Genomic DNA, 26,262 nt, shown 5'->3' on the forward strand with positions numbered 1-26,262 from the left:
CCTTGTCTTCCAGGAGCTCTGATGCAAAATGCGCAGTATCGAAGAAAAGGCCGGGCAGCCTGCGCTTTCTTTCACAAAGCACGAAGGTGGCGCGCGCTCCTTGGTCCTCGTTCACGCGCAGAGCACCGATCAGCACAGCTTCGACAAAGTGATCAGGCCGCTGTCAAAAGATTTCACCGTGTATACCGTGGACTGCTTTGGGCATGGGAAGAGCGCCCACGATCCAAGCTTGTACAACATCGTCTCGCTGGGAGACGCCCTCGTCAGGTTCATCGAGGATGTGGTCGGCAGACCGTGTGCGCTGCTCGGGCACTCATCGGGCGGGCTGATCGCCGCATACGCCGCCGGGAAGACGCAGCTGTGCGAACTGCTCATCCTTGAGGACCCGCCCTTCTTCTCGTGCCAGGGCGAGCGAAGAAAAAAGACGTTCAACTATCTGGATCTCTCGTCGATATGCCATGAGTACCTGCAGGGCCCGGCGGATGAGAGCTTCGTGTTGTTCTACTTCGAGAACCAGTACGCTTGGAAATTCTTTCCGGAAAAGGCGCGCGAGAAGATGCGTCCGAAAAGCATTGCGTCGGCCAGAAAGTTTTTACAGAAGCATCCTGAGAAAGACCTGAAGGTCCCCTTCTGGCCAAAGACCGCCTTGGCGGCGTTTGTTGGGATGGGGAGCTACGATCCGCGATTCGGGGAGGCGTTCTATGACGACAGCTTCCACTGCGGGATTCCCCATGAGGAGCTGCTTAGTGAAATCAGGTGCCCGGCCCTGTTCATGAAGGCGAAGACGGATTGGTCTGACGACGGCGTTCTTTTCGCCGCGCTCGATGAAGACGACCTTGCGAAGTGCTTGGGGCTTATCTCCGACTGCGAGCTCGTTCGGTTCGACTGCGGTCACGGGATCCATGTTGAGAAGTCCAGGGATTTCGTCTCGGCCATCAAGGATTCAATCTCGCGCGTCAGGTGATGACAGCGGCGGGGCAGGCAATTCTGCACTGGCACGTCAGGGTGTGTATGTCGTAGCCTTCAAGTACAAGAAACCCCCGTACTGTCTTCCGTTGCTAGAAAGATGGTACGGGGGTTAAAAATGCGCCTGGCGATCGAGCAGGCTACATCAGCGCCTTGCCTGCATCCCAGGCATCGCCGACTTCTTCGCCGACCTCAGCAAACTCCTTGAGCGCGCACTGGATTGCGATGCGCGAGTCCTTCGCCAACAAGATGCCGTCCACGTCTGATCCTTTCATCTTGCATGCCGAGTAACCTTACGTGCGTGATCGATATGAAGTATGATTCAAAGGCGAAGTTGCGACTAGTACTATTATTAAAGATAGATACTATCTTGAAAGATAGCCATGAGATTGTCTAAAAGAGGATCGGAGAAGCCAAGTTCCAGATCACGGGCCCTAGCCCGGTCGACAACGTTTCTTGCCGTCACCGTGGGGCACTTGTATGAAAACGCTCCGTTGTCCCATTTGGGGCGGACAGATAGGGGCACGCACTTGCCGCTGAAAGCACAATGGTTGACGCGTTGTGGAAGAGCGCAGATTGCTGCGGCGTAAGGACACCTGCAATGCTCAGGGCCAGCAACAGGCTGTTGAATCCGATTGCGAAGCGGTATCCGCGATTCATGCGTCGTTGCAAGGTGCGGGATAATGTACGCAAGTACACGATGGAATGCAGGTCATCGGAGGTTAATGCGATGTCTGCCGCTTCGCGTGCGACCGCAGATCCAGCCGACATGGCGATTGACACGTCGGCTGTGGCCAAGGCGGGCGAGTCGTTGACGCCGTCACCTACCATGCACACCTTGCAACCTTCTGCCTGTAATTTGCGAACGAATCGGTGCTTGTCTTCGGGCAGCAGGTCAGCGTGGCATTCGTCTATGCCCGCCTCTTCGGCGATCCGTCGCGCGGTGCGGTCGGCGTCGCCCGTCAACATGATCACGCGCCGGAATCCTTCGGCGTGCAGGTTCTCAATGACGCTGCGCGCTTCTTCTTTTAACGGGTCATCAATGTAGATGACGCCGCGAAGCTGATGGTCGACTGCCAAAAACAGCGGTGACGTTCCAAGCGCCAAGCTGTGAATATGCTCCAGTTGCTGTGCGTCAATCTGGACAGCTTCGTCTTCCAGCACGAAATGCTGACTGCCGATAACAACGCGCTTGCCGTTTTCGAGCGAGCTTACGATACCGTGGGCGACCACGTACTCGACGTCGGAGTGTAGTTTGCGGTGTTCCAGGTGCTCCTCTAGTGCGGCGTTTACCACAGCACGTGCGACAGGGTGCGGGAAGTGCTCTTCGAGACAAGCTGCAAGGCGTAGTACCTCTTTGCGCGAGAACCCGTTATACGGTTCCACGTGGTGCACCGCAGGTGTGGCGGCTGTCAACGTACCTGTCTTGTCGAACACGAGGGTGTCGGCTTTTGCGATGGCGTCGAAATACCGCGAGCCTTTTACCAGAAATCCATGCCGTGCGCCTTCGCGCTGTGCGGCCATGACGGCGATGGCGCCGGACATCTTGAGCGCGCATGAGTAATCAACCATAAGGCACGCCGCCGTTTTCGAGAGCGAGCGCGTTGCCAGCGCCACCGCGCCCGCTAGCGCGAAGTTCCACGGCACCAGCTTGTCGGCTATGTTTTCGATGCGTTTCTGTTCGGACGACTTCGCAGCGTTCGTGTCTTGCATCATGGCGAGGATCGAGTTGATCTTGCTTTGCGCAGGGTCGCTGGTCACGCGCACGCAGATCTCTCCTTCTTCCACGGCGGTTCCGGCATACACGCTGTCGCCCATCTGCCGCATGACGGGTAGCGGTTCGCCGGTCAGCGACGACTGGTTCACCATCGCTTCGCCGGACACGATGGTGCCGTCAACGGGCATCGCATCGCCGGTGCGCACGATTACGTGCTCGCCGATCTGCAGGTCGGAAAGATCCACTTCCACTTCTACGTCGTTGCGGTTTGCTCTTGCCGTAGTGGGAATGCCCAGCAGCGACTGTGCCAAACTGGATTCGGAGCGCTTGCGGGTGTAGTCTTCCAGGATCTCTCCCACATGCAGCAGAAGCATGGTTTCACCGGCGTTGCTTGCTCCTTGTGTGAAGCCCATGGCAATAGCTGCGCCGTCGAGCACGGGCACATCGAGTCGTCTGTGGCGCAGAGATCCAAGGCTTGCCTTCCAGAAGGGGAGGGCGCGCCGAAACCACACGATGGTTTTCAACGGCTTAGGCATGAAGAGGCGAAGGATAAACCATGCCGTAAGGTTGGCTAGTTTCGCATACAGCTCGCGACTGCGCGGTGCAAGTGCGAAAGCGTCGCTCGGGCGCCATGCGTTCAATTCGGCGAAGGTGGTCTTCGCTATACGTCCCACGACGGCGTTGCGTGATGATTTCGTTGGCTCGAACTCAACGGCGAAGCTGGCTGCGTGAGGGTATGCTGTGGCTTTGCGAACGAAAGTCATCTCAAGAAACGTTTCCTCGAGCGCCATCGCCTCATGGTCGGTCAAGTTGCGGGGCAGCTGCAAACGCAGGCGTCCGGGTAGGGAGTGCTTGATGACGCAACGCACGAGCCGCTCGCTATTCTTCCGGTTCTTTCGAGTCTTCTACAGCTTCTTCGATGATCATGTCGTCGACGTCGTGCGCGGCATCCTCTTCGTTTCTCAGTACTTTCGCTTCGGCCATGATGTCATCGCACTGAGCTTTTGCTTCGTCCACAACATGCTCGACGTAGCCCTTGCACTCAAGTCCACATGCCGTCGCACGCACGCATGCCTGATGAACTGGGCGGCTTTTCGCAGCTTTTATGCCAACGGTTCCAAGAAGAAAACCTCCGATAACCAATAATCCGGGATGCATGATGACCTCCTAAAATTGAATACGTTTTCATCTGTCGGATTAAGGAGCGCCTTTCCGGCTGTTTGCATTTCTTCGTAATTTACCTTAGTCCTCAATAATTAGCCTTAGCATACTTAATGTTATCCTAATATAACTTTTGAGCGAGAGCCAGCGGTATGAAATAAGAGAGCCAGCGGCACGAAATGCACCGACATGGTCATTGCTCTCTCCAGCGTAGTTAATGAACGATTGATACGAATGGAGCATTGAAAAACGAATGGGCTAACAGGAATTGCTTGACATCGCATAAAAATGTTAGCCATAATTAACATCGTTGAAAGGTTGGTTGTTTTGAATAGTCAGAGAGCAGAGCAGGGATTAAAACCGAAGGACCTCATCAACGTAGGCATTTTCAGTGCGATTTATTTCATCATCTGTATGGCGGTGGCTATGCGAACGCATCCAAGTTCTCATCGGCATTCAAGGAGGCGACAGGCTTCACGCCACGTGAGTTTCGTGCGCGTGCGCTATCTGAGGTTTAATTCCCCGTATCCGTCAGCCTTGCGCGGATGGGCTGATGTCTTTCCGGTCACGTCTCAAAGGATCTTCCTGGTGTATTGAAAGGAGTTTGCTCATATGCAACATGATGAATCGTATCAAGAATCATCTCTGAAGGCGCCCGTATCTCCCTCCGACGACGCAAGCGAGCCGTCAAGTAAGCTGGGGTTCGCCTATCTTCTCGGATTCGCGGGGCGCAAGCGCTGGCTGCTCTATTTCGGATGCGCTCTGTCGGCAGTGGCTATGCTGCTTTCATTTGGACCTTATATCTGCATCTGGCTCGTCGCGCGCGACCTCATCGCGGTTGCTCCCGATTGGACGGAGGCGGAAAACCTCGCCTTGCATGGTTGGCTTGCGCTCTTCCTGGCCGTCGTGAGCCTCGTGCTGTACTTCTTCGCGCTGCTCTGCACCCATGCGTGCGCCTTCCATACGGCGAGCAACTTGCGCAAAGCCTGCCTGAGCCACCTCATGAAGGTGCAGCTCGGCTACTTCGACACGCATGCTTCGGGTGCGCTTCGTCGCGTCATCGACGGATGCGCCGGTTCTACTGAGGGCCTCATCGCGCACAAGACGCCCGACACGGCGGGCTCGCTCGCCATGGTGTTAGGCCTCGTTGTCACGCTGTTCGTGTTCGACTGGCGCATGGGGCTTGCATGTCTGATGTCCGCGATCCTATCTATCGCTTGCATGTTTGCCATGATGGGCGGCAAGAACGCTCACTTCATGCAGCGCTACATGCAGGCGCAGGTGAACATGTCGAAGGCCGGAACGGAGTACGTGCGCGGCATTCCCGTCGTGAAGGTGTTCCAGCAGACTGTCTACTCGTTCAAGGCATTCCACGACGCCATAATCGAATACTCGGAAATGGCCGAGAAGTATGCGGTGAAGACATGCGCCAAGCCGCAGGTGACAGCGCTCACCGTCATCACGGGCGTCGCCATCTTCCTTGTGCCGGTGGCCATCTTTCTCGCGCCAGGTGCGCAGGCGGAAGGCTTCGCCGCGTTCGCGGGCTTCATAGCCGACTTCGCGTTTTATGCGATCTTCTCTGCCATCATCGCCACGGCCGTTACGCGCCTCATGTTCGTGATGGAAGAGTTTGAAATCTCTTCTGATGCAGCGAAGAGGACGTACGACATTCTGAACTCGCCGATCCTTGCCGAACCCGAACATCCCGAAACTCCGTTCGCCTACGATATCGCCTTCGATCATGTCAGCTTTCGCTACGAGGGCGCAGACCGTGACGCTTTGTCTGACGTGAGCTTCGAGGTTCCTCAAGGCGCGACGGTTGCCTTGGTGGGACCTTCTGGCGGTGGCAAGACCACGGCGGCGAGCTTGGTCCCGCGCTTCTGGGATGTCGCTGCTGGCTCGGTGCGCATCGGCGGCATTGACGTGCGTGCGATCGATGCGGATGAACTCATGCAAAGCATCGCTTTCGTGTTCCAGGACAACCGACTGTTCAAGAAGTCCATCTACGAGAACGTCGCTGCAGCGCGCCTCGATGCTACGCGCGAAGACGTGATGTCTGCGCTCGCTGCCGCCCAATGCGATGACATCTTGGCTAAGCTTCCCAACGGCGTTGACACGGTGGTGGGAACGGCTGGCATCCATCTTTCCGGGGGCGAGAAACAGCGCATCGCGCTTGCTCGCGCCATCTGCAAGCAGGCGCCCATCGTGGTGCTCGACGAGGCGACCGCCTTCGCCGATCCGGAGAACGAGGCGCTCATTCAAAAGGGCTTTGCCGAACTCGCCCGTGGCCGCACCGTGCTCATGATCGCGCACAGGCTTTCCACGGTGGTAGGCGCCGACAAGATCGTGGTCATCGACGACGGACGCGCTGTAGAACAGGGAACGCACGACGAGCTCGTTGCATTCGGCGGACTGTATGCGCGCATGTGGGAAGAGTACCAACACGCTGCGCTTTGGCGCATCAAGTCCGATGCGCCGGCTCGGGATGGGGCTGCGGTCGTGGGCGAAGCATCTGCGTTAGAAGGAGGCGCGCGATGATGAGCATGAAAGAGAAGTATGCGCTCACTGATGAGGGTGCAAAAAACGTCCGTCTTGGCGCTTTCTGGACCGTGGTGGTGAACATCGTTGCCATGTTCGGCATCGGGTTCTTCTTCATTTTGATGGATCAGCTTGTCGGGGCACTCACGCAAGGCGAGCCCTTGCCCGATATGCTGCCGTATGCGATAGGGCTTGTTGTGTTCGCCATTGCTCTTTGGATAGCGCACTGGTTCCAATATGACCACACCTACGGCAAAACCTATCGCGAGAGCGGAAAACAACGTATTGGCCTGGCCGAACGTTTGCGCGAGTTGCCGCTGTCGTTCTTCGGCAAGCGAGACTTAGCGGATCTTACCGAAACGATCATGACCGACGCAACCACGATGGAACACGTTTACTCCCATGTGCTGCCTTACCTTTACGGTACCTATATATCGACGGGAATCATCGCCGCGTGCCTTTTGGTTTCCAACTGGCAGTTGGCTCTTGCGGCTCTCTGGTCGGTACCGGTCGCTTTTGCCATCCTGTTTTGGTCGCGCCGCTTTTCTGCTCCGCTCATGCGCAAGACTCGCTCACACGCGCTTGACATGACGGAGAACACCCAGGAGATGTTGGAGTGTGTTCGTGAGATTCGCGCGACAAACCAAGTCGATGCGTATCTCAAGCAGGCTGACAGCCTTATTGACCGCCACGAGAAGTCGATGTTCAGATCGGAGGTGGGGATGGGCATCCCGGTACAGTCCACTCAAGTCATTATGCGCTTCGGCATTGCAACAACCATTCTTGCAGGTTCGCTCATGCTCGCCGACGGATCCATCGGATTCATGGTTATGTTCGGGTTTTTGCTCGTGGTCTCGCGCATCTATGCCCCCTTTGACCAGTCGATGCTCATGCTCGCCGAGTTGTTCATGGCTACCGAGGTAGCTGCGCCCCGCATGAAGGCACTCTACGACGAGCCGGTGGCCACGGGCAGCAAAACGTTCGAACCTTGCGGGTACGATGTGACGTTCGAAGATGTCACCTTCTCATATGGCGATGGTGGCGAGCCAGTCGTGAGCAACGTCTCCTTCGTTGCCTCAGAAGGCAAGGTGACGGCGTTGGTCGGTCCGTCCGGATCGGGCAAATCGACCCTCACCAAGCTGGCGGCGCGCTTCTGGGATGCCGACAGTGGACGTGTGCTTGTAGGCGGCGTTGACGTCTCCACTATCGACCCCGAAACGCTTTTGAAGGATTACTCAGTTGTCTTTCAGGATGTGCTGCTCTTCGACGACACGGTGATGGGCAACATTCGCCTTGGCCGCCGCGATGCGACCGACGAAGAGGTGCTGGCTGCCGCCAAGGCCGCCATGTGCGATGACTTCGTGCGCAAGCTCCCGCAAGGCTATGACACCATGATCGGCGAGAATGGGAGCAAGCTCTCCGGCGGCGAGCGCCAGCGCATATCGATCGCCCGGGCGCTTCTGAAGGGCTCGCCCATAGTCTTGCTCGACGAAGCAACTGCTTCGCTTGATGTGGAGAACGAGTCGCAGGTGCAACAAGCGCTATCGAACCTGCTTGCAGGAAAGACCGTCATCGTCATCGCGCACCGCATGCGCACGGTGATGAACGCTGACAAGATCGTGGTGCTCGACGAAGGCCGCGTGGTGGAAGAGGGATCGCCGAACAGCCTCCTTGCGGAAAACGGTTTGTTCGCCCGCATGGTGAACCTGCAAAGCCAGTCCTCTGCTTGGACGCTCTAGCGATGACAAGCGCCTTGCCTCGTATTCCATAATCTCGCGTCTACTTAGACTTTGGCAGCACGCCAAGTCTTTCGCATTGCCTTTGAGCCACAAAAGCGCATCGTAGCAGTCATCAAGCGCGGCAGGGTAGGGATGCACTGGTGCCAAACGATAGCCAGGAGACACGATCATGCAGCCAAACTTTTCGACCAAATGCCTTTGCTCATGGCTAGATTTCAAACGTTGCGCCAGCGACAAATGCTGAGAGCTTATCTCCCAAGGTTTCAGCAAGTTGGGGCATGTAGGGGCCTGTGCAATGTCCCGTGATCACGCGGGATACGCCTGTATCTGCAAGCTTCTTAGCAAAGGAATAGACGAATTCCTCGTTACGATCGAATAAGTGAAGACCACCAATAACGGCTTTGACGGGCTTGCCGGGAAATGCGCGACGGGCCTCCTCGACGACGACGTCGGCTCCTGCGTGGCAGCATCCGTTGACCACGACTATGCCGTCGCCATCAATCAAAATGAGTGACTGCTCGTGCGTGAAATCATCGGCCACAAGTTCGTCGTCGACTTTGATAAGCATCTTTTGCGCGGCACCTGCATCCGCATAGCCTGATACGTCATGTCCCAGGATGTATGCACCCTTACCGATTTGCTCTAGGTTAGAAGTGGGGCGGATACGGTCTTCCAGCAGGCTCATCAACCCAGGCTCAATGCCGATGTATTCAAGATCGCCTTTGGCGCGTGAGTAGCAATTCTCCTTGGCGGCGCTGGCGATATAGATCGGGGCATCAGTGTTTGTATCGGCAAAGGACTTGAGTCCACCTGCGTGGTCGAAATGCGCATGGGACAGGATGCATGCGTCGACGTTCGCAAGGTCGACCCCTAGGACTTTGGCGTTCGCGACGAAGGCACCGGTGGCTCCTGTGTCATAGAGGTAGGTCGTACCCGCATGCTCGACCAGGAGTGATAAGCCCCACTCACAGGTCAGGCCCTCGTCTGCATTGTTGTCTATCAGCACGCGAATTCGCATGATGCCCCTCGCTTTCTCCTGCATACATTGATCACGTTAATCCATCCAATTCCATTTCGCAAATTTGCAAATTGCTATGTTTGCGAAATGGAATAATGTCCGCAAGTATTCTTCTCGCACTTGTCGCGAATTCGACAGCCAGGCCACGCTCCAATCGCCTGTTTCGTCAACAGTTTAGCCATTGTTCGATTGAAATATACAAACAAACATTCTAATAGGGGAGTGCACTTGCGGGTCGAGCTCATATCGATGGGTCCAGCAGATGGGACGCTGTACATGGTGTTCAGGTCCCCTGCGCTTATCTCCGAGTCGGGTCGCGCGGAGATGCTGTCCAATCTTGAGCGGGTAGCTGATCCTGGCAGCTGGATTAGGACTCCAGAACCCCTCACGTCAACTCGTGCCGTGGCGATGCTGCGCTATCGCGGTGAGCTTATGAGGGCGGGACCCGGCAAGTTGAACTGAACACCTAATGTGCAGTTTTGGGACGCAGTTCAGAATGGCGCGGGCTTTTTGTAGCGAAATCAAGCTACCCTGCTATGCGAATCGATAGCGTACACCTGAACCTGTCTTTTTCGCCATGATCGAGAAACCATAGCGATGCGGTTTCATAATACGGTTCTTCGAGGATCAGATTTTCTCTTTGGACAAATCTCCTTGCGGCTTTGTACGCCTTACCAACTTCAGGCCACTCCTCGTTGAATATGACGACAACGTAATCGCCTTCAGGTTTTGTGTCTATTTTGAATTCGTTTCGAGACACTTCTTCAAGTGCGTCTTCTGGGATTTCTATTCCCTGTGGCAAAAGAAGATACGAGGACTGGTAAAGCGGTTTGCCGTCCACGAAGTTTGCAGTCAACCCATATGGAGACAGCTGCGCTGCAGGTCCGATGCTCTTTGTGAGCATCATGGCTTTGCCTAATGCCGGCCACAATAATTCAAAGGAATCACCAGGGTGTTTGACTTGGGCGGGTCCGTCAACAAGGAGCAGCCTTTCGGGAAGGTGCTTCACGCGAACATCGACAACCCCTTCCGCTTCTAGGCCGTCTTGCACTGCTTTTTCTGACTGACGTGCAATCTCCGCCAAGAGTTCTTTTGATCGCTCCAGTTCGCGGATGCGTTGCAAAATGGCTTCTTGCGTTTCTTTGACGGTGTTGTGAAAAAGCAGGAGGTCGTCTTTGTCGCAGCGTTCTTTGATTTCTGCGAGCGACATCCCGGCGTCTACTAGGGCGCGGATGGTTACGAAAACGCCATAGTCATCCATGGTGTAATCGCGATAGCCATTTGCTTTCTTCGAAGAGGGTTTCACCAAGCCGATTTGGTCGTAATGGATAAGCGTGTCCTTGCTCGTGTCGCATAGTTTTGCGAATTCGCCAGACTTCATGGGCTCGCTCCTTGTTTTTTCGGTTTTATTCCATTGGTAAAAATAAGCTGTTGACTCTGGGGTTACCCTACAGTTTAGCATCCTCCCATCGAGACATTCAATATGGGTGTCTATACGAAGAGAGAGGATGAGATATGCCAACGTATAACCCTGAGCTATACCGCAAGGAAAAGCACTGGAAAGAAGGCGAATTCGATGTCTATCGAAATGCTCATTGGTCGGGTCCCGGATGCCATGAGGGCTGCGGTCTTCTGTGGTATGTGAAGGACGGCAAGGTTGACCATATTGAGGGCGATCCGAATGACGCTTTCAACAGAGGTCGTCTGTGCATGCGTTGCCTGAACATGGTGGATGAGGGTATCAACAATACTGAGCAGCGACTGAAGCGCCCTCTGAAGCGCGTTGGTAAGCGCGGCGAGAACAAGTGGGAAGAGATTTCCTGGGATGAGGCTTACAGCATCATCGAAGAGCACGTGCATGATGCATGGGATACCGTGGGTCCGCTGTCCATCATCGTGATGGAGGGTACCGGCCGTAACGTATGCTGGCAGGTTCCGCTGCTTGGCTTCTCCGCCTTCAGGACCCCGCAGTTCTCCTGTGGCTTCCTTTCTGGCGACTCTTGCTATCTGCCTCGTTGCTCGTCTTCGGTGCTCATCATGGGCGGTCCTGCAGTTGTTGATTGCGGTCAGTTCAGCCAGGAGCGATATGATCATCCCGAGTACGAGTATCCGGAGGTCATCCTTTCTTGGGGCTCCAACTCTCTGGTCAGCAACAAAGAGGCGCTTCTGGGCCACTGGTTCATCGACTGCGCACGTAATGGCGGCACGAAGTTCCTCAACGTCGACACGCGTGTTACCTGGCTCAGCGCTCATTCTGAGGCTTACCTGCAGCCGCGTCCTGGCACCGACGGCGCGCTTGCCATGGCAATGCTGAATGTCATCATCAGCGAAGATCTTTATGATCATGAGTTCGTCGAGAAGTGGTGCTTCGGCTTCGATGATCTTAGGGAGTGCGTAAAGGATTGGACTCCTGAGCGAGCTGGCGAAATCGCTGGTTGCGATCCCGAGGACATCAAAATGATTGCCCGCATATACGCTACCGCTAAAACCGCTGCATTTGACTGGGGCGTTGCAACCGACCAGAACGTCAACGGCATGGCTCAAACCCATGCTTTCATGATCATGGAAGCTATCACGGGTAACGTGGATGTGCCCGGTGGCAACTACTTGGCAGGAGGTGCCTTCGGCGTAAACGCAATGTGCGCTTGCGGTCTTGATCAGTTCATCTCGAAGGATCTCCAGGACCAGCGTATCGGCCTCGATAAATATCCGATGCATCAGTACGGCATGGTGCCGACTGTGGTACCCGACCTGCTCCTTGAGCAGATCGAAACTGGTGAGCCCTACCCAATTAAGATGCTCTACATGGCAGGCACCAATCCTATCGCCTGCATGGGCGCAGAGGCCCCGCGCGTTGTTGAGGCGTTGCAGAAGGTTCCGTTCGTTGTAATTGCCGACCTGTGGATGACGCCGACTGCCGTTGCAGCTGCCGACCTTGTACTCCCCGTAGCTATGAGCTGCGAGCGCAACTCCTATCGCGAGTGGTATCAGCCGAGCCGTGCCATGACCAAGCTGACCCAGTACGGAGAGTGCAAGTCCGACGAACAGATTCTAGCCGATTTGTCCATTCGACTGAATGGCGAAAACGTGCCGTGGACCAATGAGAAGGAGATGCTCGAATGGGTTCTGGCCAAGGACAACGCTCCTATCACTTGGGAAGACCTTTCCAAGAACCCCGATGGCGCATGGGCCTTCCCGGGTTATCGTCGCTATGAGACGGGCAAGCTCCGCGGCGACGGCAAGCCTGGCTTCAACACGCCGACGGGACTGATCGAGCTTCGCAGCACCATGATGGAAGCTATGGGCTACCATGATCTGCCCTACTTCCAGGAGCCGCCGGAGTCCCCCGTGACTCGCCCCGACCTCTTTGAGGAATATCCCCTGGTTTGCACTTCAGGCAAGCGCCACGATGAGTTCTTCCATTCTGAGCACAGGAACATGCCCACTATGCGTGAATTCCGTCCTAATCCTGAGGTTGACATCCATCCGAACGATGCCGAGAAGTATGGCATCAAGCATGGTGATTGGGTTTGGATCGAAAATCATCGCGGTCGCTGCAAGCAGACGGCAAACGTTACGCCGACTATCAAGGAAGGCGTGGTTTGCGCTGACCATGGTTGGTGGTTCCCCGAGAATGACCCTGCCGAACTCTACAATGTCTTTGACGTGAACATTAACAACCTCACCACTCAGGGTGTTTTTGGTGAGGCTGGCTATGGCGCACCGTACCGCACCATTCTCTGCAAGGTTTACAAGTGCACGTCTGAGAACAGCAAGGTCACTCCTAACCAGATCATAGTCGAGAGCCTGAAGAAGTAGAGGAGGACGATAATGAGCAAAATGGGTCTTTTCATCAATTACGAGTACTGCACGGGTTGCCACGCGTGCGAAGTAGCATGCAAGAAGCACCTGAATCTGGAGAAGGGCCAGTTCGGCATGCATGTTCTCCAGGATGGACCGCGCCTGTTGCCTGACGGCAAGAAGTGGGAGTACACGTATCTGCCTTATCCGTCTCATCTGTGCGATATGTGCGCAGATCGCACAAAGGAAGGTCGCCTTCCCACTTGCGCGCATCATTGCCAGGGCGGTGTTATCGAGTATGGTCCGCTTGAGGAGTTGGTAAAGCTTGCCGCCGAACAGCCCCACTCTGTTATTTACGCCCTGCAGTAATTCGAGTGGCGTAACAAAAAGAGCTAGCGAAGCATCTTAGGCACCACCCTTGTTCGCGAGAATCCAGGGTGGTGCTTTACGTATACGAAGGGAGGACATCCGTGGCGTGTCCAATTTGCAATCCAATGTGTGGAAAATGCCGGCCTCCGCAGCCGAAGCCGATGAGATGCGAGTCATGTGGAAAGCTTGCCATGCGTTCGCGCACGCAGCCTTGGGAATGTAACCACTGTGGAGCGCCCTTGCCCGAACGCCCTAAGGTCAAGTGTGCATGGGCGGGTCGTATGTGCGACATCCCTTGCGCGTTTGTTGCGACATCTCATGAATCGGGCAAGCTTCAGCCATGCAAATGGCCGCCAAGGAAGCCCAGCAAAGTCTGGAGCAAGTGATCATTGAGCTTGAAAAGCGAGGGTCGAGACTATTCATGACAAGCCTGCTGTTCCCATTTGGGGGTCTAGTTCAAAGCCGGGCCCTTTAGCCGTCGTGGCGGTTCGTAGGTCTCGAGGAAGGGAAGCCGCTATCTAGCTATGTTCGCTGTCAAAGTGCGCAAGAAATTGTACGTCATCAGCGCCATCGCCGACGACGTGCAGCCTCCGGCCGCTACATTCACCTCAACCCCCGGATATCGGGCGACGCCCGATAGGCCGAGGGCTTCCGCATGCCAGGGAGCGCGCGTCAAAGCACCCGACCCCCGACATGCCGAACATGCCATGGAAGCCGAATGCGAAGAAGCTCTCCCTTCTTCAAACTCCGCGCAGCTACTCCTGCGCTTTCAGCGCTATAGAGAGCGGCACGTTCCTGATGTGGCGTACATGCAGGAAAGCAACCGCGACATAGCAGACGATGCCCACGCACACCTCGAGCACTAGCTGGGAAGCAGGAATGACTACCTCGAAGTTGCCGTTGTACCCCATGAAAACGAACTTGACGAGCCATGTGAGGAACAGCACGATCACCGGGAGGCACAGCAGAAGCGACGCGACCACGGTAATGGTGATGGAGCGGATATAGAGCCTGTTCACCTCGCGAGGACGGTACCCGAACACCTTCATGTACGAAATCGAGCGCGCGCTGCGATCGATGACCGTCTTCGTGAGCAGGTACATGAGCACCACGTAGATAATGGCCGCCAGCGCCACCAGCAGGCCGGTCATGGATCCCATCGAGTCCGAGAGCTGCGCGACGATTTTATCCATAGCGTCAGGCGTCAGGTCGCTCATGACGTAGAGCGCATCTATCGCAAGCGGCATGTCGGAGGCGTATCCGTTGAAGTATCCGTCCGCGTTTCCGAACAGCCTGTTGAACTCCGCTATGGGCAGGTACGCATTCATGTTCGAAGCACTCCCGCACGTGCCGCTGATGCGAAGTTCGTAGGTTTTGTCGCTCAGAGGATCGCTCAGCTCGACGTTTCCGCCGATAGAAAGTCCGCATTTTTCGGCAAGCCCCCGGCCCACAACGACGCTCCCCTCGGCTGTGTCGACGTCGCTCCAATAGGCGGAACCCTGCTGGATGCCGTACATGCTCACGTCCTCCATGCCGAAGTCTCCCGGACGCGCCGTCTCAAGCGAGGCGACGGCGAACTTCTCGGCCTGGGCAACGGCCTCATCCGAATTCGCCAGCGTGTTCCAAACGACGTCGGAGTCGGGGTCGACGCGCGAGGCGTCTGCGGCAAGCTGTATGAGCTCCGATGCGCCCATCGCCTCCAGCTCGCCAGGCGGCGTCATGGAAAGCTTCTCGGCGGCGGCTTGCGCCACGCGCTCGCTCTCGTCGACGTCTATCTCAACCGGCGTCTTCAGGATGTACTGGTGTTCGGCCACCATGTCGGACTTCAGGTTCTCGGCGTAGTGGTCCACGACCGGCATCATGCACAGCCCGAACACGAGCAGAAGGCTGGCAAAGGCTATTCCGCAAAACAGCGTGAGGAAGCTCGGAAGGTTGCAGAGCAGGATGCGCAGGCGGAAACGCGCCGTGAACGGCAGGCGTTCCGGCAGGGCCACGCCGCGTCTGCGGCTTCGCTTCGTGGTCTCGCGGCGCAGAAACTCCAGAGGGGTGCACCTCAGCTTCCGCATGAGCCCGACGAGGTTCACCAGCACAAGCAGCACGACCGGAACGACGGTGCACATGAAGAAGACGCGCCAGTTCCAGAACATCTCAAACGGCGGCAGGCTGTAGGAGTTGTAGTACAGGTCGCGCATCGGCGCGTATAGAACCTGGTAGCCGACGAGATTGCCCGCCACGGCCGCCAGGATGCCGACGAGCGCCGGAAGCGCCATATAGTGGGCGACGAGCTCGCGCTTGCGATAGCCCGAGGCGAGCAGCGTGCCGATGATGGCGCTCTCCGCCTCGATGCTCGAGCCCGCAAGGACGACGAACACGAACGCCATGATCACAATGAGCAGGACGAGCATCACCTCCCACATCAACTGGTCGCCTTCCACGTCGTCAGCCGCGTAGCTGATGGCGCTGTTCGAGGCCGCGTCCATGAGCGACGTGGGCATAGCCCTGTTCTCGTGCAGCGCCGTGGCTATGTCCTCCAGGAGGTCGGCCGCTTCCGCGCGGTCTAAGCCCGCTTCGTCGGCGCGATAGGCGTAGGTGTAGGTGAGCGGCGCATCCACCGAGGCGAATCCCTCGGGCGTCGCCATGCCGATGGTGAAGGTGATGGAGTTGAAGACGAAATCGCTTGGGTCCTCGAAGAGCGACGAATAGTCCGGCAGCGTGCAGATGCCGGAAATCTCGAAGGCGCTTCCCCCTATTTGCACCGTGTCGCCGACGGCGAGGTCGTGATGAGCGCAGAAGACGCGGTCGAGCGCCACCTCGTCAGGGGAGTCGGGCGCCTCGCCCTCGGCGTAGCTGGCCAGGTCGAAGGTGTCACGCTCTTTGAAGAGCCGCACGGTGGCGGAATCGGCAGAATCGGCGGCATCGTCGCCGGATGCGCCTTCCCACGTCATCTCGGCCTCGCGGCTGAACTCCTCCTCCACGGAAACGCCCAGCTCCTCCACCGCCTCTATCGCCTCGTCGGGCGCTTCGAAGGCGCAGGTGAACTGGCCGTCTTGCATGCGGTAGTCCTCGGGCATGTCGGCAACGATGCGCTCGATCGACGAGGCTGCCACAAGAAAACCCGAAACGAAGGCGATAGACACGGAGATGAGAGCGAAAATGCCCAGATAGCGCCCGGCATTGTGGACAAGCTGGCGCGGGATGCGACGAATGAGAGGACTCGACATGAGCTACCACTCCAAGGAAAGCGCCGGCACGCGCTCCTCGTTCACGGAATCTTCCACGAGTATGCCGTCATGCAGGCGCATGATGCGGTTCGACATGCGCGCGATGGCGTCGTTGTGCGTGACCACGACAACGGTGCAGCCGTACTCGCGGTTGACCTCTTCCATCAGCGTCAATATCTCGAGGGACGTCTGGTAGTCGAGCGCGCCCGTCGGCTCGTCACATAAAAGCAGCTTCGGGTTCTTGACGAGCGCGCGGCCGATGGCACAGCGCTGCTGCTGGCCGCCCGACATCTGCCGCGGGAACTTGCGGCGCTGATCCCACAATCCAAGGGAGCGCAGCAGGTCATCGAGCGGAAGAGGGTCTTCGCTCAGATGTGCGCACACCTCGATGTTCTCGCGAACCGTGAGGTCGGGAATCAGATTGTAGAACTGGAGGACGAAGCCGAGCTCGGCGCGCCGATACTCACCCACCTCCCTGTCGGAGAGGCCCGTTATGTCCACACCGTCGACGACGACTCTCCCGCCGTCGCAGGGCTCCAGGCCGCCCACGATGTTCAAGAAGGTGGACTTCCCCGACCCGGAAGGCCCGAGCAGGGACGCGAAGTCACCCTTCTCAAGAGAGGTCGAGACGCCCTTGATCACCTCGATGTGCGCGTCTCCCTCGCCGTATCCTTTGCGAACGTCTGTTACCTCCAAGAATGCCATAGCATGTCTCCTTGTGATTCGCTTCCTGAATCGATCGATACCCTCTAGGGAAACACTGATTTATGCTCGCATCGCTTACTTATGCGTTCGCCCTTACGAAGCCCAGTCTTTCTTGAGGTTTTTGTCAATAATAACCCAAATTAGTTAGTATTGGTAAACTTATTGACGGCGAGCGGCGCAGGCTACGGCGTATCTGAGCAGAGCTCTTGCCACAGTCAGCCAGCACAACACCCCTGCGACCACTGTTGCTGGGGAAACGGGGAGTGGATCAAGGGAGTAGTCGCGCTTTTCGGGTTAAAAAGGCTTGCAAAGCAAATTTGTAATCACCCCAGTGATTACAAAGTGATTCGGACTCGGTGATAAGGAACGTACTTCGATGAACTACATAACACGCAACGGTACGTATTTGAATGACTCCTCCATCGAGGAGGAATAAATCTTTGAGAAACGGAAGTTCTCCTTCTGGCCGTGAACTCAGATGGCGGGAGGGCGCGATAGAATACCGGTTCAAAGAACTGGTGTCGGCGTCTGGGATTTATTCCTTTGCCGGGCTTTCCCCATCGGTTGATCTAGGTGAGTTCAAAACGATACTGCAATACCCGGCTGTTCAGCTAGCCCCGCAAATTGACTACTGCTGGAATAGCGTCTATGCCTAGACCTACGAGGCGCGATCTAACGGGGGTGGGTGGGGGTCGGCTCTTTCCCTGGGTGCCGCCAGATAGTAGAATGGCGGGAAAAGAGAAAGAGGACATGATGACTTCTGCCGAGATGGAAGACATAATCAAAGAAGTCGAGCACAGCTTGGCCGTGGAGCATATGCGCATGTCCGATGCGGAGAAGGAGAACCTCCGCAGGGTTGGTCGGGGCGAGTTGACGTATCGCGACCTCATCGGTGAATACGTGGCGGATGCCAAGCGCCTGGCGGCTTCGCATGCCTAACCCCAAGGTCTACGGCTATCAATACGACCCCGACGATCTCTACGTGTACAAGGGCACCAACGTCCTCGTAAACAAGTTCGGGCTGACGGACTTCGATGAGCTTTGGAAGGTTGAGAGAGCTGTAACCGGCGTTGCTGCGGCCGAGTTTTAGGCATTTGCGGTCGCTCGACAGCTCCTAATGGGTTCGCCGCCGGGATGATCTTTGCCCCGGGGCGCTTTTCGGCTTCACCGTTGCTCGTTTTGTGGCATTATGATGTGCGTGTTCAACAGTTCTGGGCGGTGCTTGCGTGAAGCTGGCCTGCGGAGAAGCTTGCCTGTGGGAAAGTTGCCTACCAGGAAGCGGGCCTTTCGGAGAAGCCAGCGGGAAGGGGATCCATGTCAGTGCTCTTCATCGAGTATCCCAAGTGCTCGACGTGCAAGAAAGCCAAGAAGTGGCTTGAGGATAACGGAATCGCGTTCGAGGATCGCGACATCGTCGCGCAGAACCCGACAGCGGGGGAGCTGAGGACGTGGCACGAGGTGTCCGGGCTGCCCATCAGGCGATTTTTCAATACATCGGGGATGCTCTACCGCGAGCAGGGCATCAAGCAGAAGCTCGATGGCGGCATGACCGACGAGGAAGCCTATGCGTTGCTGGCAAGCAACGGCATGCTGGTGAAGCGGCCTTTGCTGATCGTCGACGGCGTGCCGGCGACGCCGGGCTTCAAAGAGGCCGACTGGAGGGCCGTCCTCGGCTAGCTCTCCCCGTTCCCCAGTTGAAAGGAGGGGAGGCTCGTGCGGGCATTCATAGCACTCGAACTGCCGGAGGCGTTTGTCGATGAGGTGGCGGGCATGGCGCGCACGTTGGGCGGTGCCGTCAAAGGGCGGTTCGTCTCGAGGGAGAACTACCACATAACCCTCGCTTTTCTCGGAGAAGCGGACGACGTGGCTGTGGGGCAGGCCATGAGCGTGCTCGACGAAGCATGCGCAAGCGCAGCCCCGGTGCGCCTGGCGGCTGACGGGCTGGGGAAGTTCGGGCGCGCCTCGGATGCCACCCTGTGGCTGGGCGTTGCCGAGGATGCCGGGCTGATGGCGCTTGCGGCGTCGGTGCGCGAAGGTTTGGCCTCTCGCGGAATCCCGTTCGATCCCAAGCCCTTCAAGCCGCATATCACCTTGGCGCGTCGCGCGCACATTCCGAACGGATCGCTTCCGCTCGTCCCCTTCCCGGAGCCGGTTCTCGCTACCAAAGCCACGCTCTTCAAGAGCACGCTGGACCGGCAAGGCGCCATCTACAAGCCGCTGTATGAAGTCGAGTGGCGATAGCCGGGGCCTTTCGCTGAGTTTCAATTCTTGTCCAGGAAATCGTCCGGGCCTCGAATCGTCCGGGGCTTCTTTCGTGACACGTCTGTTTGCAGAACGCCTGTCGTTTCTAAATTGTACACTTTGCGCTTCCAGCCCTCGCATGCGATGTCGCGAGGGCACGCCTTACTCCGCTTTACTCCGCCTTACTCCGTCATTTGGGGATTAGCCAGCGCAGTAGGCGCAGCAACGAAACGCGGTAGCGACCGTTCTGTGCTATCGCTGCCGTCGTTACTCCGCCTTACTCCGCCTTACTCCGTCATTTCGCGAGCGTATAGTGTTGGGAGGGGTCATTTGGTGCCGTCCCGTGCCAGACGAGGATCTGCTTATCAACAAGCCCCCGCAAGGTTCGGGCGCAGAGCTTGCTGCCCTTGCCGATCCGGTCGACGAGTCCCTTCGTCGTGACGCGCCCTTGCGCCATGGCAAGCTGCACTGCGGCGATTTCGTACTCGTTGAGCGTCTCGAGCACGTCAACGCCTACAACCTCCTCCAAGCTACCGCCGCGCCAGAGCATGCGAGACGAGATGCTGTTCTCGAGCGTCAGCATCACCGATGCGTTGTTCGGCTCCGAGAACATCGGAGGGTTCAGCAGGTAGGCGTCCATGTCCCCGTAGATGCGGTCGACGCCCTCGTTGAGCTCCCTCACCCAGCCTAGCTCAACGAGCGTCCTTGCTATGACGGGGTTTCGCGACCAGCGCGTGTGGCGAAGGTTCTCCAAGGTCACCAGGTTCGGAAGCTTGCCCGGGCTTTGTATCTCCATGCGGTCGTCGAAGATCGACACGCGGATGTAGTCGCCGCTGTACCCGTAGTTCCTGTGAGTAACGGCATTTACCACGCCTTCGAGCCAGGCGAACTCGGGGTATTCGGGAACTACCTGGAACAAGCCGTCGTCCCCCAGCGACTGGAAATCTCGTAGTTGTTCGGAGACCATCGCCTTCACGCCGTCGAGGACCTTGGGGATGGGGCCGTCGAAGGTGCGGTCCTTGACGATGTTGAGCCTGCGCCCCGTTTCCCTCCCTATGCCATCGTAGCGCAGCACGCGAACGCGCGCCCAGGGCAAGTACTTCGGCGGGTACTCGGCGAACAGCAGGACGCCGGCGTTCGTCAGGTGCCCGTCGACGAGGAAGCCCCGGCTGCGAAGCACCTGCTCGTCTGAGGATCTGGTTCCCAGCGCGGCTTTGTAGCGCGCCATCACCTCCGGGTCAACGTCCTCGATAGAAGAGCGGTCGGCGATCTCGTCCTCGTAGCGACGTTGGTTCTTGTCGTACTCGAGCGCCGTCACCTGCTCGCGGTCAAGGCTGACGCTCTTGTCCTTCTGGCGGAGGAAGACAGCCTTGTCCCTCCGGCGGGCTATCACCCTCTCAGCGGACGGCTCGACGTCGATGACCAGGATAAGGTCGTCTTCGCCGTTCGAGTTGACGACGGGGATCTCTGCATATTTAACCCGAGGCGAGGGCTCACAACACGTGATGGCCGTCTGCCTGAAGCCCTCGATGTCATGCGCCTTGTCTCGTTTGAAGCCGGTGATCTCGCCGTCGTCCTCGATGCCGATGACGAGCTTGCCGCCCGCGAAGTTGGCGAAGGCGATGATGTGCTTCGCGATCTCGTCGGTGTCCTTGCGTGCGCTCTTCCGGTCGAAGTACTGGTTTTCCTTGACCGTGGCGAACACCTGCGGGTCGTTGGTGTCGATGGGCTGCTGCATCCGTTCTCCGTTCCTTGTGCTCTCGTCCATTGTACCAGTGCCGAATATGGGAGGACGAACGTGCGGTTTCGAATACGGCGGCGATGACAATGCTGTGCTCGATCTGTATCTATGGAACATCGGTCTCGCTCAATCGGTACTGCGGGATGCTTCTTTTTTCGAGGTCGCTCTCAGGAATGCTTACGATCGCGCCATCACGGCAGCCCTTGATGGTGACGGTCACTGGTTGTTCGATGGATCGCCTCCCGTCAGACGACCGATTCTTAGAACATATAGGCGCAGGCAGGCCAATGATGCCAACAGGATCAATCGCGACGTCATCGACCACTTGAGAGCTGGTCTCAGGGGAAATGCCACATCTGATGATGCCATATCTAATCTGACCTTGGGCTTCTGGGCGCACATGACCGATCGAAACCATGAACGCGATCTGTGGATTCCAGCCCTTCATAAGGTGTGGCCAAAGGGCACTTCTCGCAGCGACATCAACAATCGCATCTCGGAGATAAACATAGTTCGCAACCGTGCCGCCCATCATGAGCATTTGTTTGCTCCTGCTGGTTCTGTTTGCTCGACGTTGGAATCATGCCAAGAGGCAGTCTTGCTGTTTTCGCAACTGGAGCCAGAAGCTTACGGCTACATATACGGAAACAATGATGGAGAATGCTCTGTGAGCGAGTTCGCTGGCAATAATCCCGCACCCTGCAGCATCGTGATTTAGCCTGTTCGCCTCACCAGGCGCCGCTTCTTTTTTGCTGCCTTTGCCGCGTTTTCGTTGGTGCTTCTGAGCTCGCACATGAATCGTTAAGCGGTGGTTACGTCCAGCTTCAACCCGAAGGCCCTTACAACCTTTTGAACTGTGTCAAACGATGGGTTTCCCGTAGGCGAAAGCGCTTTGTAGAGGCCATCGCGAGTGACTCCGGTCTCTTTAGAGAGCTGGGTCATACCCTTTGCACGAGCGATGTCGCCAAGGGCAGCTGCGATCACTGACGTGTCGCCATCTTCCAGAGCAGCATTAAGGTAGGCGGCCATGTCCTCATCTGTTGCAAGGTATTCGGACACATCCCATTTCGTAGCTTTTTTCATCCTTGCTCCTATTGCTCATATTCAGCATTGAGTCTCTTGGCTTTCTCTATATCCTTCTCCTGCGATGATTTGTCTCCACCGATCAGGAGCAGAAGAATCTCCCTGCCATGTTGCGAGTAATACACGCGATAGCCTGGACCATAATCGATTCGAAGTTCGTGCACGCCATCGCCGACGGGCTTAGTATCGCCAAGGTTCCCCGTCAGAGAGATTCGCTTGAGCCGCACGTTGATGCGCGCTCGAGCATCGACGTCTTTCAGACGCTTGAGCCATTTTGCGAATTCGTCTGTTTGCCGGATGCTGATCATTTTTGAATTGTATACTGTATTCTACGTTTTGTCAATTGTCTAGAAGGTGCTATCAGATCGCATGCGCACGGACGACGGACCCCTCCTCTCCGTACCAGCGCAAGCGGTACTCCCAGGTGTCCATGGTGACGCCGACCTCTGCCGTGCCCTGCACCTTCTCGGCCATCGTGTCCTGGATGATGCTGTCATCGAACTGGATGCGGACCTCGCCCTCGTCGGAGATGGGCTCGCTCACGCCGACGCCTCCATACATCGCACCAATATGCATGACAAAGCATCCGCCCTCGTCACAACCCTGCCCATGCCTTAAAATGCTTGATACGAAGAGTTGCGGAAGGAGACGGGCCATGCGGCACGAATGCAGGATCACGGTTTTGGAGACCAAGTGCTTCGAGGACTACCAGGAGAAGTATTTGGCCGACCCCAAGTCGGGCCCGTGTCCGTTCTTCAAGCCGGGAGACACCTTCCTGCTTAAGCGCACGCCCCAGCAAGATGACTTCTACCACCTGATGAACGGGAAGTTCTGCGGCGAGGCGTGGGATGCCGTAAGCCGCTACGTGTACGCCGCTCTGCAGGGTGGCTCCATCATGAAAAGCTGGACGAACGACGACCGCATGATGATTGCCTGCTGCAACGATGGCACGCGCCCTGTCATCTTTAAGATCGAGCGCATCGACATACCCGAGAACGTCGAAGAGGAAGAGTGGCTGGCTAAGCAGGACTTCACGAACGCTGAAGAGGACGCCTACACCGGATAACGATGCTCCAGCTGCCTAGGGCTCATGCGCTGATAGGGACGAGAAGGCATAGCGTGGCAAATCGCGCTAGACGTTCGTCTTGGCGTCTTATCGCTATCGCAATTATGTTAAAGCTGCTTTGACATAATTGCATCATGAAGGTGATGACCGACACAGAGAAGCCCTGCGAGGTCGGGGAGGTTCGATAGGCTGACTCCCTGTTTTGACTTTTCCAAATGCGGGTACAATCAAATGGTCAATAGATGTACGCATTATCATGAGGCTTGAGTCAGGTGTTTTTGACGTGATTTGACGTGTTGGGAGCGCCCGCTTTAAGGTGCGCAAAGAATTGTACGATACCGGAGGTGGAGAGGGCTTTGGCGAACGCGCTTACCGTAGGCAGGATCGCGCTCAGCGTCGCCCTGCTCATACCGGTTGCGCTCTCGCCGGCCTTCCTCGCCATCTACGTCCTTGCCGGCCTGACAGACATGCTCGATGGCTTCGTGGCGAGGAGGACGGGGACGGAAAGCGAGCTCGGCGCCAGGCTCGACAGCGTTGCGGATGCCGCTCTCGTCATCGTCTGCCTGGTGAAGATACTGCCCGCCGTCTCGGCGCCGCCGTGGCTGTGGGCTTGGATCGCGGCGATAGCCATGGTGAAGGCGGCGAATGTGATAAGCGGCCTTGTGGTGGCGAAGCGCCTGGTCATGCCTCACACCGTCGCCAACAAGGCCGCAGGGCTCGTGACGTTCCTCGTGCCGTTCGCCATCCCGTTCTTGGGCATCGCCGTCCCAGCTGTTCCCGCGTGCGTCGTGGCGACGTTCGCGGCAGTCCAGGAAGGGCATCTCATCAGGACAGGCTCCGTCGACCTATGATGCCCTTAGTTCCACGTCCCTGCGTATTCTGCCAAGGGCTCAAGCTGCGCCTTGTCGGAATGGTCGAACGATGTTCCCAGCATCTCGACCATGAAGTCCCCCTGGCGGTCGCGGTCGCTCTTCTTGGCCGTGGACTTCTTCACCGCCTTCAAGATCATTCTTTGGGGCAGCCCGAGCTTGTCGAGGCGGAGGCCGCCCTCCAGATAGAAGAGCGGAGTGTCCGCCAGCTTGTTCTGCTCTCGAATGCTGGCGACAACCTCTTCGAAGGGGGGAGTGCAGCCGACGGCGAACACGGCGTCAGGCGTTGCGATGTCGCGCAGCTTGTCCAGCCCCATGATCGCGTTTCCCATGACCCAACCGCCGAAGATGATCCGATCGTATGCGCCAAGCTCGGCTTTGCCGAGCTTTTTCAGCGATACGCAAGGGCAGCTTAGGCGCTCGGATAGCTCAAGCGCATACTGCTCAGTGAATCCAGTGTTGGAGCTATAGATTACGATCGTCCCCATGCTCTCCTCCTCTGAGCTTCTCGGTGTTTTCGATAAGCTGCATGAATGTTCGAGCCATGCTGCTGATCACGTCATCGGGAGTATCCGCGAAAATCTGCCGCATTGCCTGATCGCTTGCCTGCTCATGCTGGCTTCTGAACTGCAGGGCTTTCTCGGTCAGGGTTATTCGCTGCTTGCGCTTGTCTGCTTCGTCCTGCTGAAACTGCAGGTAGCCGGCCGACTTCAGCTTGGACAAAACCTGCTTTGCGTTTTGGTGTGAGCAGCCGAGCAGGTCGGCCATGTCCTTGATGGTCGGCGGCTCCGGAAACAAGGTGACGCAGTTCATGAAGAAGACCTGCTTCCAGCTCAGCTCCGCAAAATAAGCGTCTGCCGCCGCTTGGAAGCTGTTGTTGAAGCGGTTGATCAGGCCGATGAGGAAGTAGCTTTCTCCTATCTGCTCAGAATCGATCCCCGCAAAGACGTTGCCCATGTCCATCCGTTCCTCAAGATATGGAAGATATTACCTACCATGTCATTATACAAGAGGTTACCTTTATTGTTAAGGCGCTTTTTTTGCAAGATGGTAGAGCTGTGTTGATGACGGCATGGTCCTGCTACGAGCTGTTGCGTCCCCCTATGAGGGGCTGAGGGAAGGCCGCCTGCGAAGCGATGCGTCTGAAGACGGAGGCCCAGCGCAGGAGCGAGGAGGCCGGGTGGCTCTCCTTGGTATGCCCCATGGGCATGATGCAAATTGCATTATAGGTAATGAGGATTTCCTGCTTGCTGATGCATACTTGAGCGAAAGAGAATCAAGAGAAGGGGCCGTCATGGAGCTTGAAGACTACCTTGACCATTTGAGCAGCGGAAAGACGGTTGACGGCGGATCGGAGATGCACGAGTTCATGCACCTGGTCAGCCAAGAGGCCATTCGCATCTGCGCCGACATCAACTCCTCCTACCACACGCCCGAAGAGCTCACGATGCTCTTCGCGGAGCTGACGGGCCGCCCTGTCCCAGAGGGCTTTGCCCTGTTCCCGCCGTTCAACGCGGACTGCGGGAAGAACATCCATCTGGGGAGGAACGTGTTCGTCAACAGCGGCTGCAAGTTCCAGGACCAGGGCGGCATCTACATCGGCGACCGCGCGCTCATCGGGCACAACGTGGTCCTGGCAACGCTCAACCACCCGCTCGACCCTGCCAGGCGCTCAAGCCTCGAGCCTGCGCCCATACGCATCGAAGAGGACGTCTGGATCGGGTCGGGCGCCATCGTGCTGCCCGGCGTTCGCATCGGACGCGGTTCGGTGGTTGCGGCGGGCGCGGTCGTCACGAAGGACGTCCCGGCCATGACCGTGGTCGGCGGCGTCCCCGCCAAGCCCATCAAGAAGATCGACGCGCCTTCGGGCTTCCAGGAGCCGCTGCCTCCCTCTTCGGCGCCGGGAAGAGACGCGGCAGCTCGGCCGCAAGCCGTCTGACGGGGGCGTGGGTGAGCACCATGGCCAAGGCAGTCACGCGCATCATCTCAGCCGCTCTCCTTCTCGGCGCTCTCGCTCTCGCGGGATG

Annotated in this window: 25 protein-coding genes and 1 pseudogene; 13 read left to right on the plus strand and 13 right to left on the minus strand. The window is 57.2% G+C overall.

All coding sequences use genetic code 11. The annotated features are described in order from the left end of the window. The first annotated feature begins 100 nt into the window (after positions 1-100). A complete protein-coding gene (locus HRL41_RS00610; RefSeq protein ID WP_172135042.1) occupies positions 101-964 on the plus strand; it encodes an alpha/beta fold hydrolase in 864 nt (287 codons plus the stop codon). A gap of 464 nt (positions 965-1,428) precedes the next feature. On the opposite strand, the gene HRL41_RS00615 is transcribed toward HRL41_RS00610, so the two are convergent. Both HRL41_RS00615 and HRL41_RS00620 read right to left on the minus strand, forming a co-directional pair. After that, entirely contained in the window at positions 1,429-3,492 is a 2,064-nt protein-coding gene (locus HRL41_RS00615; RefSeq protein ID WP_253904616.1) for a heavy metal translocating P-type ATPase, read from the minus strand. A 70-nt stretch (positions 3,493-3,562) separates the two neighbouring features. Continuing rightward, a complete protein-coding gene (locus tag HRL41_RS00620) occupies positions 3,563-3,841 on the minus strand; it encodes a DUF6110 family protein (RefSeq protein ID WP_172135044.1) in 279 nt (92 codons plus the stop codon). A gap of 615 nt (positions 3,842-4,456) precedes the next feature. Here HRL41_RS00620 and HRL41_RS00625 point away from each other — a divergent pair. Beyond that, positions 4,457-6,382 (plus strand): ABC transporter ATP-binding protein, encoded by a 1,926-nt coding sequence (locus HRL41_RS00625; protein WP_172135045.1) that lies wholly within the window; start codon positions 4,457-4,459, stop codon positions 6,380-6,382. After that, positions 6,379-8,121, plus strand: coding sequence for an ABC transporter ATP-binding protein (locus tag HRL41_RS00630; RefSeq protein WP_172135046.1), 1,743 nt, complete (start codon positions 6,379-6,381; stop codon positions 8,119-8,121). Before HRL41_RS00625 ends, HRL41_RS00630 begins: the two co-directional genes overlap by 4 nt. 72 nt (positions 8,122-8,193) lie before the next feature. Here HRL41_RS00630 and HRL41_RS12360 read toward each other — a convergent pair. The 3 genes and pseudogenes from HRL41_RS12360 to HRL41_RS00645 all read right to left on the minus strand — a co-directional run. Next, positions 8,194-8,391 (minus strand): annotated as a pseudogene (locus HRL41_RS12360) (alpha/beta hydrolase fold domain-containing protein); the annotation flags it as partial. Continuing rightward, positions 8,330-9,139: an MBL fold metallo-hydrolase gene (locus HRL41_RS00640; protein WP_172135047.1), complete on the minus strand. Its 810-nt coding sequence runs from the start codon at positions 9,137-9,139 to the stop codon at positions 8,330-8,332. The pseudogene HRL41_RS12360 and the gene HRL41_RS00640, both read right to left, overlap by 62 nt. A 526-nt stretch (positions 9,140-9,665) precedes the next feature. Then, the gene (locus HRL41_RS00645; RefSeq protein ID WP_172135048.1) at positions 9,666-10,520 is read right to left on the minus strand and encodes a MerR family transcriptional regulator; all 855 of its coding nucleotides are present in this window, start codon (positions 10,518-10,520) and stop codon (positions 9,666-9,668) included. Between the two features lie 134 nt (positions 10,521-10,654). Between HRL41_RS00645 and HRL41_RS00650 the strand changes: the two genes are divergently transcribed. Together HRL41_RS00650 and HRL41_RS00655 are read left to right on the plus strand one after the other, a co-directional pair. Then, on the plus strand, positions 10,655-12,958 hold the full coding sequence (locus tag HRL41_RS00650; protein ID WP_172135049.1) for a molybdopterin-dependent oxidoreductase: 2,304 nt from the start codon (positions 10,655-10,657) through the stop codon (positions 12,956-12,958). A gap of 12 nt (positions 12,959-12,970) precedes the next feature. Then, positions 12,971-13,309, plus strand: a complete 339-nt coding sequence (locus HRL41_RS00655; protein WP_172135050.1) for a 4Fe-4S dicluster domain-containing protein — start codon at positions 12,971-12,973, stop codon at positions 13,307-13,309. A gap of 755 nt (positions 13,310-14,064) precedes the next feature. On the opposite strand, the gene HRL41_RS12030 is transcribed toward HRL41_RS00655, so the two are convergent. Both HRL41_RS12030 and HRL41_RS00665 read right to left on the minus strand, forming a co-directional pair. Beyond that, positions 14,065-16,416, minus strand: coding sequence for an ABC transporter permease (locus HRL41_RS12030; protein ID WP_172135051.1), 2,352 nt, complete (start codon positions 16,414-16,416; stop codon positions 14,065-14,067). Between the two features lie 117 nt (positions 16,417-16,533). Beyond that, a complete protein-coding gene (locus HRL41_RS00665) occupies positions 16,534-17,235 on the minus strand; it encodes an ABC transporter ATP-binding protein (protein WP_172135052.1) in 702 nt (233 codons plus the stop codon). Between the two features lie 750 nt (positions 17,236-17,985). On the opposite strand from HRL41_RS00665, the gene HRL41_RS00670 reads away from it, so the two are divergent. From HRL41_RS00670 to thpR, 4 genes are all read left to right on the plus strand, one after another. Beyond that, on the plus strand, positions 17,986-18,174 hold the full coding sequence (locus HRL41_RS00670; protein ID WP_172135053.1) for a hypothetical protein: 189 nt from the start codon (positions 17,986-17,988) through the stop codon (positions 18,172-18,174). Then, positions 18,167-18,325 (plus strand): hypothetical protein, encoded by a 159-nt coding sequence (locus tag HRL41_RS00675; RefSeq protein ID WP_172135054.1) that lies wholly within the window; start codon positions 18,167-18,169, stop codon positions 18,323-18,325. The genes HRL41_RS00670 and HRL41_RS00675 overlap by 8 nt, the downstream gene beginning before the upstream one ends. 224 nt (positions 18,326-18,549) lie before the next feature. Next, a complete protein-coding gene (locus HRL41_RS00680) occupies positions 18,550-18,912 on the plus strand; it encodes an arsenate reductase family protein (protein ID WP_172135055.1) in 363 nt (120 codons plus the stop codon). 36 nt (positions 18,913-18,948) lie between these two features. Further along, positions 18,949-19,476 carry an RNA 2',3'-cyclic phosphodiesterase gene (thpR, locus tag HRL41_RS00685; protein ID WP_172135056.1) on the plus strand — a complete coding sequence of 176 codons (528 nt, stop codon included), beginning with the start codon at positions 18,949-18,951 and terminating at the stop codon, positions 19,474-19,476. A 295-nt stretch (positions 19,477-19,771) separates the two neighbouring features. On the opposite strand, the gene HRL41_RS00690 is transcribed toward thpR, so the two are convergent. Continuing rightward, on the minus strand, positions 19,772-21,214 hold the full coding sequence (locus tag HRL41_RS00690; RefSeq protein WP_172135057.1) for an ATP-binding protein: 1,443 nt from the start codon (positions 21,212-21,214) through the stop codon (positions 19,772-19,774). 94 nt (positions 21,215-21,308) lie between these two features. Between HRL41_RS00690 and HRL41_RS00695 the strand changes: the two genes are divergently transcribed. After that, positions 21,309-21,935, plus strand: a complete 627-nt coding sequence (locus HRL41_RS00695; protein WP_172135058.1) for an Abi family protein — start codon at positions 21,309-21,311, stop codon at positions 21,933-21,935. An 83-nt stretch (positions 21,936-22,018) separates the two neighbouring features. Here HRL41_RS00695 and HRL41_RS00700 read toward each other — a convergent pair whose 3' ends face one another. The 3 genes from HRL41_RS00700 to HRL41_RS00710 are packed head-to-tail and all read right to left on the minus strand — an operon-like array spanning position 22,019 to position 22,843. Continuing rightward, positions 22,019-22,300, minus strand: coding sequence for an addiction module antidote protein (locus tag HRL41_RS00700; RefSeq protein ID WP_165170092.1), 282 nt, complete (start codon positions 22,298-22,300; stop codon positions 22,019-22,021). An 8-nt stretch (positions 22,301-22,308) separates the two neighbouring features. Beyond that, complete coding sequence (locus HRL41_RS00705; RefSeq protein WP_172135059.1) at positions 22,309-22,608, minus strand: type II toxin-antitoxin system RelE/ParE family toxin; 300 nt, start codon at positions 22,606-22,608, stop codon at positions 22,309-22,311. A 52-nt stretch (positions 22,609-22,660) separates the two neighbouring features. Continuing rightward, on the minus strand, positions 22,661-22,843 hold the full coding sequence (locus tag HRL41_RS00710; protein WP_172135060.1) for a hypothetical protein: 183 nt from the start codon (positions 22,841-22,843) through the stop codon (positions 22,661-22,663). 112 nt (positions 22,844-22,955) lie between these two features. Between HRL41_RS00710 and HRL41_RS00715 the strand changes: the two genes are divergently transcribed. Beyond that, on the plus strand, positions 22,956-23,366 hold the full coding sequence (locus tag HRL41_RS00715; RefSeq protein ID WP_172135061.1) for a TIGR04076 family protein: 411 nt from the start codon (positions 22,956-22,958) through the stop codon (positions 23,364-23,366). A 356-nt stretch (positions 23,367-23,722) separates the two neighbouring features. After that, entirely contained in the window at positions 23,723-24,217 is a 495-nt protein-coding gene (locus tag HRL41_RS00720) for a CDP-alcohol phosphatidyltransferase family protein (protein ID WP_172135062.1), read from the plus strand. 5 nt (positions 24,218-24,222) lie between these two features. Here the strand turns inward: HRL41_RS00720 and HRL41_RS00725 are convergent, their stop codons facing one another. Next, entirely contained in the window at positions 24,223-24,723 is a 501-nt protein-coding gene (locus tag HRL41_RS00725; RefSeq protein ID WP_172135063.1) for a flavodoxin domain-containing protein, read from the minus strand. Beyond that, the gene (locus HRL41_RS00730) at positions 24,701-25,192 is read right to left on the minus strand and encodes a MarR family winged helix-turn-helix transcriptional regulator (RefSeq protein WP_172135064.1); all 492 of its coding nucleotides are present in this window, start codon (positions 25,190-25,192) and stop codon (positions 24,701-24,703) included. Before HRL41_RS00730 ends, HRL41_RS00725 begins: the two co-directional genes overlap by 23 nt. Positions 25,193-25,529: 337 nt before the next feature. On the opposite strand from HRL41_RS00730, the gene HRL41_RS12280 reads away from it, so the two are divergent. Beyond that, positions 25,530-26,174 (plus strand): sugar O-acetyltransferase, encoded by a 645-nt coding sequence (locus HRL41_RS12280; protein WP_172135065.1) that lies wholly within the window; start codon positions 25,530-25,532, stop codon positions 26,172-26,174. Positions 26,175-26,262 lie beyond the last annotated feature (88 nt).

It is taken from the genome of Adlercreutzia sp. ZJ473 (assembly GCF_013185065.1).
Lineage (GTDB): Bacteria > Actinomycetota > Coriobacteriia > Coriobacteriales > Eggerthellaceae > CAAEEV01.